Source organism: Pueribacillus sp. YX66 (genome assembly GCF_041725775.1).
Classification (GTDB): domain Bacteria; phylum Bacillota; class Bacilli; order Bacillales; family UBA6769; genus Pueribacillus.
The window spans coordinates 19,052-27,071 of sequence record NZ_JBEUEL010000038.1; the positions used below are offsets into that span (position 1 = coordinate 19,052).

At 37.5% G+C, this 8,020-nt stretch carries 4 protein-coding genes; all 4 read left to right on the top strand.

Features of this window, described 5'->3' with window-relative positions; translation table 11 throughout:
- The first annotated feature begins 102 nt into the window (after positions 1-102).
- The 4 genes from ABU914_RS13480 to ABU914_RS13495 all read left to right on the top strand — a co-directional run bounded on the left by ABU914_RS13480 (position 103) and on the right by ABU914_RS13495 (position 7,563).
- Positions 103-2,367 (top strand): excinuclease ABC subunit UvrA, encoded by a 2,265-nt coding sequence (locus tag ABU914_RS13480; RefSeq protein WP_379670230.1) that lies wholly within the window; start codon positions 103-105, stop codon positions 2,365-2,367.
- Between the two features lie 1,093 nt (positions 2,368-3,460).
- Positions 3,461-4,759 carry a GntP family permease gene (locus ABU914_RS13485; protein ID WP_379670231.1) on the top strand — a complete coding sequence of 433 codons (1,299 nt, stop codon included), beginning with the start codon at positions 3,461-3,463 and terminating at the stop codon, positions 4,757-4,759.
- 192 nt (positions 4,760-4,951) lie between these two features.
- The gene (locus ABU914_RS13490) at positions 4,952-6,940 is read left to right on the top strand and encodes an acetoacetate--CoA ligase (protein ID WP_379670232.1); all 1,989 of its coding nucleotides are present in this window, start codon (positions 4,952-4,954) and stop codon (positions 6,938-6,940) included.
- A gap of 467 nt (positions 6,941-7,407) precedes the next feature.
- Entirely contained in the window at positions 7,408-7,563 is a 156-nt protein-coding gene (locus tag ABU914_RS13495; RefSeq protein ID WP_379670233.1) for an AbrB/MazE/SpoVT family DNA-binding domain-containing protein, read from the top strand.
- Positions 7,564-8,020 lie beyond the last annotated feature (457 nt).

The following is an 8,020-nucleotide window of genomic DNA, read 5'->3' on the forward strand; positions in this document are numbered from 1 at the left end:
TTTGTTGATGTAAGAGCTTTTTTGTTTTGGAATATAAAAAGGATAGGAATTGTTCAACTTGTTGTAAGTGTAAAACACAGGTTAATCTGAAGGGATGATCGCATGTCTAAAACAAAAGATGAAATCATATTAAGAGGTTTGAAAGAAAACAATTTAAAAAATATTGACTTAAACATACCGAAAGAAAAAATGACGGTTTTTACAGGGCTATCGGGTTCGGGAAAAAGTTCGGTTGTTTTTCATACGTTAGCAACAGAAAGTCGCAGGCAAATGACGTTGAATTATCCTCTGTATGTGAGAAATCAAATGCCGAGATATGAACGACCTCATGCTGATCTTATGCAAAATCTTAGTCCGGTTGTCGTTGTCGAGCAAAGGCAAATAGGCGGCAATTCTCGCTCAACCGTTGGCACGTATATGGATATTCATCCGTTAATTCGGCTATTGTTTTCTAGAATTGGCAAACCAGCGCTCGGCTCTGCGACGGATTTTTCAAGCCAAAGTTCGTTCGGAAGCTGTCCGAAATGTCATGGGTATGGTGAAGTGATAGCCCCAGATTTACATAAACTCGTCGATTTTAATAAGTCACTTCGGGAACATGCGGTACGCTTTAAGCCATTATCGCCTTCAGGTTGGCAAGGTAGATGGATGATGACAGGTGGGTTATTCGATCCAGATTTGCCGATCAAGGACTATCCTAAAGAAACATTACAGCTTTTTTTATATGGTCCTCCGCAAGGAGAGAAGATTTTTGCGCCTTTCCATACGAAAAACGGTCCCCAGCCTCATGAGTGGGATGGTTTGTTGCCTCGATTTACGCGTTTGTATATTAATCGAGATGTGTCCAAGCTCAAGCAAGTATCCGAAGAGGATGTTTTTGCTGTATCGACTCGTTCGTTATGTCCAACATGCAAAGGCTCAGGCTTAAATCCAAAAGTTTTAGAGTGTAAAATCAATGGCTTTCATATTGCAGATTACGATCGGTTAGAATTGACAGAGTTACTTGCAGAACTAACGAAAATAACTAATCCGATGGGTGAATCGATTGCCCAACAAGCGATCCTTCCCGTTCAACAGCTGATTGACATGGGCTTAGGTTATTTAAGCTTATCGAGAAGAATGGGCACTTTATCTGGTGGCGAAGCGCAAAGAGTGAAAATTGCGCGCCATTTAGGCAGCAGTCTGAACAATATGACGTACATTTTTGATGAGCCGAGTGCGGGACTGCATCCAGAGGAAGTCGATTTGCTTATCCAAATGTTAAAAAAGATAAAAGACAATCATAATACAGTCATTGTCATCGAACACGATTTGTCCGTCATTAAAGCAGCGGATGAAATCATCGAGATGGGCCCGAGAGCCGGTGTACATGGAGGAGAAGTCGTCTTTCAAGGAAAATTAGATGGGCTTAAAAACTCACAAGCGGTTACGATGTTAAACGATACGTTAACGATCAATAAAAATCCACGGGTAAGCAACGATTTTTTTACAATCGAACGTGCGAATCAAAATAACTTAAAAAATATTAGTGTCGATATTCCTAAACATGTGCTCGTTTCGATTTGTGGCGTTTCAGGTTCAGGGAAAAGTTCGTTCATGTTGGAAGCATTTCCAGAACGTTATCCAGAAACGATTATGGTTGGACAAGCAAGTATTGGCGTTTCAAGCCGTTCAACACTTGCGACGTATATGGGGATAATGGATGATATTCGCACTATATTTTCGAAAGGAACAGGTCAGCCAGCAGGTTTGTTCAGCTTTAATTCATTAGGGGCTTGTCCGATTTGTAACGGAAAAGGTGTGACAATACCAGACGTTGCGTTTGCCGATCCCGTAACGGTGTGCTGTGAAGAATGTAACGGAATGAGATATTCAGATGAAGCGTTATCGTATCGCTACCGTGATAAAAATATTGTCGAGATTTTAAATTTAACGATTGATGAAGCATTAGATTATTTTACATTACCAAAGATTATAAAAAGAGTGAACACGTTACAAGAAGTAGGCTTAGGCTACCTCACGTTAGGACAAACAACAAGTTCGTTAAGCGGAGGTGAGGTTCAACGACTGAAACTTGCGAGCCACTTACAAAAAAAAGGGCAAATTTACGTATTAGATGAACCTTCGTTAGGGTTGCACAAGCAAGATAATGATAAATTGCTAGACGTGTTTCAAAAGCTCGTCAACCGAGGGAATTCTGTCATCATTATCGAACATAATTTAGACTTTATCGCGGCGAGCGACTACGTCATCGAATTAGGTCCAGGTGGTGGAAAAGAAGGCGGGCATATCGTATTTGAAGGTACACCAGACGAGATGCTATACGCTGACACATTAACTGCGAAATGGTTAAAGGAATTGCGTTAAGGAGGATTTTAGTAATTGATTTTCCCCGCTTATTGAAGTGGGGGTTTTTTTATCATTTCTTTGTTATCTGAAGAGAAATGTATTTTTGTTTTGATATACTCATGTTGTTCCTTATATGATTTAAAATGGATAAAAGCTTTCTGAATTTTTCTATCGTTTTTGGCGTTGTTATATATGTCTAACCGTTTCAGAATTTCCTTAGGTTTATCGTAAAAATTCGCTGTCATTAAAGTTTTACTTATTAAATATAATACTTTTAATGAAAAGTGTCATGTCATGAAGATCAATACATCGTTAATTTTTAACAGTACTTGAAAGATAATTTATTTTCAAAGTTGTTCTTTGTTTTTATTTGCTCAAATTATTTATTTTTAAAAATGTTTTAAGTGATGTACTTGAGCTAAATGAGTGAATGGATTTATCAATTTTTTGTGCATTTTATAGATTTACATTTTACAATAACATGGTGAAAATTGGAAGAAGATCGCCGGTGATAAAGCGAATTTTATAAATTCAAAATGAAAGTCAACAGCGATTTTTAATTATTAAGATTTAATTGATAATTTTTAATTATACTGTTAATCTAAATAATGGAGTTGTTTATTATATAAATAATGCAAATGGTAAGTATATCCAAATAGGAAATCGCAACATGTTTCATGAGGTAAGCAGAGAAGAAATCAAACATTAAGGAGATAAGACAGGTACTAAGTGAGTATTTTGACTATATTGAAATATTTTGGAATTGTAAGCGTATGCAAAAGGGCGAGGAAATTACATATTACAAATAGTAACTATATTCGCAGTGTGAAGAACAATTGATTGTTCTTCAAAATGAGAGATTTATGGGTAAAATGATAGCGGTTACATTAAATTGCTCATTTTATTGATAGGTCAAATGACAGGATTACGTGCAAATGTTTACGAATTGACGAGACGATGTGTTGTATTTCCAGTTGTAGTGTAGCTTGATATGCGGAAGAAAGTTATCCGCAATTCAAGATAAATAATAACAAAATAAAAAAAGGAGGTAACGAAAGAATCGACTTTTGAGAGAAGAATATTGGACATGTAAAAAGGGGGAGATTGGGACATGGATATTGTAAGTATTGTCGGTGTAATCATTGCCCTTTCATTACTTATATTCCTTGCTTTAAAGGGATATAATCTCTTAATCATTTCATTAGTAGTGTCGGTTTTAATAGCAATTACGAGTGGAATCCAAATTAATGAAGCTTTGACGAGTAATTATATTGAAGGCTTTGTCAATTTTGTAGCAAACTACTTTTTAATTTTCTTTTTTGGGGCCCTTTTCGGAAAAATTATGGAAGATAGTGGCGCAGCTACGAGTATTGCAAGAGGGATTTTAAAAGTAACTGGAAAAAACAGTCGTTTATCTGTAATTGTAGCGATTATGGTGATTACTGGAGCTTTAACTTATGGTGGTGTTAGTCTGTTTGTTGTCGTATTTACAATTATGCCAATTGCTAGACCGATTTTTAAAGAGATGAATATTCCATGGCCTATTTTTATCGGTGCTGCGTTTTTAGGCTCAGGAACGTTTACGATGACGATGCTTCCAGGAACACCTCAAATACAAAACTTAATTCCGATTAATTATTTGGACACAACAGCTACGGCAGCGCCGATCGTCGGTTTAGTTGCAACAGTTGTCGTTATCCCTTTTGGTTTATGGTGGCTTACTCGAGAAGATAAAAAGTATCAAGCAAATAACTTAGGCTATGAAGAAACAAAAGGAGATGATACGTTTCAAGGAGAAAATAAGGTAACCTATCCATCTTTTATTGTGAGTGTCATCCCTTCTATTGTGTTACTAGTTTTGTTAAATGTTGTAAAAATTAGCATTGAGTTATCGTTAGCATTAGCAGTAGTTACTGCAGGAATTATGTTCTATAAAAAATTAGACTCCCCAATGAAAACATTTAATGTTGGTGCTATGAATGTTGCTGCTCCGATTTTAAACACGAGCGCGGTTGTTGGATTTGGAAGTGTTGTTTCTGCGACGGTCGGATTCGAAATGATGCAAAGTGCGATTCTTAGCATACCGGGTCATCCTCTCATCTCTTTTGCCGTCGCAACGAATATTATTGTCGGTATTACCGGTTCAGCTTCTGGTGGATTAGGAATTGCGCTCGATACGTTAGGAGAGCATTACGCTACACAAGTGAATCCAGAGGCGTTACATCGCATTGCTTCGATAAGTTCTGGTGGATTAGATTCCCTGCCACATAACGGTGCTGTTGTTACTGGATTAACCGTAGCAGGTTTAACACACAAAGAAGGCTATAAGCCTGTATTTTGGATTTGCTGTATCGCCCCTCTGTTAGCTTTAGTCGCAGCTTTAATTACCGCGTTTTTGATTTATGGATAGAAACAGCGATAGTATGAGTCGTAGTTCTAAAAGTAGTAATATTTTTTTAAACATACTAACCGTTTAGTGAGGAACTATTTCAATTATTGATAATGACGAATCAAAAAGGCAACAGGACGAGGTTATAATCAATATCAAAAAATCGTTCCTGCTCATGCCCTTAATATAAAAAAGACAAGGAGCTGATTCGCAATGGTTGTAAAAGAGGGAGATTTACTTTGGGAACCGTCAGAAAAGCAAAAAGAGGAAGCGAATATTATAAAATATATGAACTGGTTGGAGGAAACGCGGAATGTATCCCATCAATCCTATGATGATCTTTGGAATTGGTCCGTAAATCATTTAGAAGATTTTTGGGAATCAATATGGGAATATTATCAAGTAAAGTCCTATACCCCTTATGAATCTGTATTGAAAAATGACCGTATGCCAGGCGCCGAGTGGTTTTCAGGTGCTACGCTAAATTATGCTGAACATATTTTACGTCATGCGAAACCGGATAAAACTGCGATTTATTACAAATCGGAAAATCGACCGTTGAAAGAAATGAGTTGGAAAGAGTTAACCGAAAAAACAGCTTCTGTTGCTGCATATTTAAAAAGTGTTGGCGTCGAACGCGGGGACCGAGTAGTCGCATATATGCCGAATATACCTGAGACCATTATTGCCTTTTTAGCAACAGCTAGTATTGGTGCGATTTGGTCTAGCTGTGCTCCAGAATTTGGGGTTGGTAGTACGCTAGATCGTTTTCAGCAAATTGAGCCGAAAATTTTATTTACTGTCGATGGATATCGGTATAATGGAAAGGCAAACCCGCGAATGGAAACCGTAGAGAAACTAAAGGAAAGTCTCCCAACTGTAGAACAAGTTGTCATTCTCCCATACTTAGAGGAATACCTCGATATTCGTAATTTGGAGAATTCAGTTCGTTGGGAAGAAGTGATGGAATACTCCGGTGAACTTATCTTTGAGCCAGTCCCTTTTGATCACCCATTATGGATTTTATATTCTTCAGGAACGACTGGTTTGCCAAAAGCGATTGTTCAAGGTCATGGTGGGATATTACTTGCACATTTTTCGGTTAACTTGCAATCGAACGTAACAGCTAATGATCGTTTTTTCTGGTACACAACGACAGGTTGGATGATGTGGAATATTGTCGTAGGGGTCATGACGACTGGGGCTTCGGTTGTTTTATATGATGGAAGTCCAGGCTATCCAGATTTAGGGGTTCTCTGGCGGTTAGCAGAAGAAACGAAATTAACAACTTTTGGCACGAGCCCAGCATTTATTTTAAATTGTATGAAAGCTGGGATGAAACCAGGAGAAACGTATGATTTGTCCCATATACATACGTTCTCATATACTGGTGCCCCCTTATCTCCGGAAGGTTTTAAGTGGGTGTATGATGAAGTAAAAAGCGATGTACGGTTAGCACCTAGTAGTGGTGGAACAGATATATGCGCAGGAATTGTTAGTGGTTCTCCACTGTTACCTGTTTACGCAGGGGAAATTCCCGGTAGAAATCTTGGTGTCGCTGTTTACGCTTATAATGATAATGCTCAACCAGTAACAGATGAAATAGGGGAATTGGTGATGACAAAGCCTTTTCCATCCATGCCTTTGTTTTTCTGGAATGATCAAGACAATAAGCGTTACAAAGAAAGTTATTTCGACCATTTTCCTGGAGTATGGAGACATGGAGATTTAATTAAAATAACCGAGCGAGGTAGTGCAATTATTTATGGTCGATCTGATGCAACGATTAACCGCCTAGGTGTCCGAAGTGGATCGAGCGAAATTTACAATGCGGTAGAAGCTGTCCCTGAAGTGATGGATAGTCTTATTGTTGATTTGAGTGGTTATTTCCATCAGCCGTATATGCCATTGTTTGTCGTCTTACGTGAAGAGATGACATTAACTGATTCCTTAAAGGATAAAATTAACCGAAAGATTAAAACTGACGTATCCCCGCGTCTTATTCCAGATGATATTTTTGCAATAAAGGAAGTACCGAGGACATTAACAGGCAAGAAAATGGAGATACCTGTTCGTAAAATTCTTCTTGGCACGCCCGTAGAAAAAGCGGCAAGTGTAGATGCTATGAGCAACCCTGATTCGATTAATTATTTTGTACAATTAGCCAATTCTAGTCGCTTTACACAAAATAGCAATATGTAAAGTGCCTAACGGTTAATATCTTATGTAAATACAACTAAATTTTATTAAGTTCACAATTTAGAGGGGCGTTAGATTTTGTGGTATTCTTATTAGCCATCTTATCTTCGAAGCACTAGTGATCTTTACTTCCTGAACAATAAGATGGTCGGGCCCATAATAATCATACAGTTCAACAAACGGGTCATTTTGTTGAAGAGGGAGGAGAAATGGAGTGATAAGAACACGAAACATAACAATTTAGTAATTTTATAAGAGGTTCTCCGTTGCGAGATATTTGCTGAAGGTTTAATGATGTTAACGAGCGGGCAGTTTTTGAAATATATTTAAGACGTATAGGATTGGATTTTTTATACATTACAAGTGCAGGTCGTATACAGAATCAACCATTTAGTCTTATGGTAGGATAAAGCTTAGTTGTGTACAATTAAATTTTTTTAGGATTAAGGAAAAAATGGAGTGAAGTTGACTTGAGATGTGGAGCGAAACGCTTTCTTGTTGAAGTGGAAGCAGATGGAGGAAAACAGTACAAAACTGTAATTGCAAGAACACCGGCTGAAGCAAGGAAGATGGTTCGCTTAAAGTGTGGAGATCAGATTCATGTCATTTCTGTTAGACGTGAGTAAAGGTTAATCTCGTTCACGCTTGTCCTTTTAAGGGGCAGGCGTTTTTTCCTAAATAGCAGCCTAAAACGTGCAATGACGATTATTAGCCTTTTTATTATTAATCGGTCTTCGCATTTTTGAGTTTTGTGCGTATTTTTATTTCTTAATTTGTTAGAAGATAGTATAGATTGCACACCATTTTGTGCAAGTTTAATAACTAATTCGAACGCTTCCTGTTTTGGGTTTTAAGTTTTTTAGCTCGTTTTCCATCGGGTTAACTAGCGGGCGGATTGTGATGTATTCCTATTAAAAACGCCACTATATTCCCTTGATATTATTTAATACGTTTATTAATATTAACGTTTGTATACATCTTTTTATTATGTCTCAATAAAGTCGGAGATGACGTAAAATATTTTGTGTAAAGGTCTTTTCAATAAAAAATAGGTAGGGTATCCTCGGAATTGTCGGATTCCAT

Bases quoted from the DNA above. Each gene is read 5' to 3' on its own strand.
- ABU914_RS13490 (WP_379670232.1), top strand. From the start codon at position 4,952: ATGGTTGTAAAAGAGGGAGATTTACTTTGGGAACCGTCAGAAAAGCAA.
- ABU914_RS13480 (WP_379670230.1), top strand. From the start codon at position 103: ATGTCTAAAACAAAAGATGAAATCATATTAAGAGGTTTGAAAGAAAAC.
- ABU914_RS13485 (WP_379670231.1), top strand. From the start codon at position 3,461: ATGGATATTGTAAGTATTGTCGGTGTAATCATTGCCCTTTCATTACTT.